This window comes from Micromonospora sp. B11E3 (assembly GCF_039871625.1).
In the GTDB taxonomy this organism is placed as follows: Bacteria; Actinomycetota; Actinomycetes; order Mycobacteriales; family Micromonosporaceae; genus Micromonospora.
Genome location: NZ_JBDPMC010000197.1, coordinates 1 through 1,627, shown reverse-complemented (window position 1 = coordinate 1,627; position 1,627 = coordinate 1). Strand labels below are relative to the sequence as shown.

The following is a 1,627-nucleotide window of genomic DNA, read 5'->3' as shown; positions in this document are numbered from 1 at the left end:
TCCGAGTGGGCGCGTCGGAACGGTGTGCACTACCAGACTGCGTGGTCATGGGCGAAGAACGGGCGGATGCCCGTGCCAGTGGTGAAGACCGACACCGGCCGATACCTCGTCCTCGAACCGGCCGCGGACCCGGTCGGGCGTGTGGTCGCGTACTGCCGGGTTTCCTCGGCCGACCAGAAAGTTGACCTGGAGCGGCAGGTCGGGCGGGTCGTCACCGCCGCCACCGCCCGAGGGTTGACGGTGGCCGAGGTCGTCACCGAGGTGGGATCCGGGCTCAACGGCAACCGGCCGAAGTTGGCGAAGCTGCTACGTGACCCGCGGGTCACCACCATCGTGGTCGAGCATCGGGACCGGCTGGCCGCCTTCGGCGTCGAGCATCTGTCCTGCGCTCTCGCGGCGACCGGCCGCAGCATCGTGGTCACCGACGACGCCGAGGTGGCCGACGATCTGGTGCGGGACATGACCGAGGTACTCACCTCGTTCTGCGCTCGCCGGTACGGCCGGCGGTCAGCCAGCCGTAAGGCGAAGGCCGCGATGGCGGCCGTGGAGGCAACCGCGTGAGCCGCGTCAAGCAGGGATTCCGGGTGGAGTTGAACCCCACCGTGGCTCAGCGCGTCCGGCTCGGCCAGCACGCCGGTCTGTCGCGGGTGGTGGAGAACTTCTGCCTCGCGCTGGTCAAGGCGGCGTTCGACCAGCGGGAGGCCGAACGCTCCTACGGTGTGCCGGATGAGCTGCTGACACCCGTGCCATGGTCGGCGCCCGCGATGGAGAAGGCGTGGCGAGCCGCCCACCCCACCATGTTCCCGTGGTTCGCCGAGGCCGGTTTGTCGTCGCGGGTGCCGAAGGAGGCGTGCCGGGTCCGGGCAGCGGGGCTGAAGAACTGGGCCGACTCCCGCGCCGGCGCCCGCCGTGGACGCCGAATCGGCTTCCCGACCTGGCGTAAACGCAAGCACGGATCACGGTTCCGCTACGACGCCGACCGGGCCCGACCCGTCAGCGCGCGCACCGTCGCCCTGCCCGGTATCGGCGTCGTTTCCACCCGCGAGGACATGTCGTGGCTGACCGACCGGCTCGGCGACGGACGCGCCCGGATCATCGGCGCGACGGTACGCGAGCAGGCCGGCCGCTGGTGGGTGTCCTTCCAGACCGACATCGACCGCACCGACGTCAACACCCGACGAGCGGTGCGGGCAGACGCACCGACCTGCGGCATCGATCTCGGACTCAAGACCTTCGCGGTGATCGCCGACGACACCGGCGCCGTGGAGGAAGTCCACGCGCCTCGCGCGTTGACAGCAGCCGCGCGCAAGCTGCGACGGGCGAACAAGACGGTGGCCCGCCGCCAACGCGGGTCGAACAACCGGGCCAAGGCCATCCGCGCGGTCGCCGCCGTGCAGCTGTCCGTGGCGCACCGGCGGGCTGACTTCCTGCACCAGCTCACGACAAGGCTCGCGAGAACCAAGCGCGCCATCGCCGTCGAAACGCTCAACGTCGCCGGGATGCTCCGCAACCGTCGCCTGGCCCGCGCCGTGTCCGACGCCGGGTTCGGCGAGTTCCTGCGGCAGTTGGAATACAAGACCGCCTGGTACGGATCGACGCTGTGGGCGGCCGACCGCTGGTACCCGTC

General features: G+C 70.7%; 2 protein-coding genes. Both read left to right on the top strand.

All coding sequences use genetic code 11. From position 1 onward, the window contains the following. Positions 1-561: IS607 family transposase (locus ABGB16_RS33630; protein ID WP_347672084.1), on the top strand; the 561-nt coding region annotated here is incomplete at its 5' end. Continuing rightward, the coding region (locus ABGB16_RS33625) for an RNA-guided endonuclease TnpB family protein (protein ID WP_347672083.1) at positions 558-1,627 on the top strand (1,070 nt) is incomplete at its 3' end. The genes ABGB16_RS33630 and ABGB16_RS33625, both read left to right, overlap by 4 nt.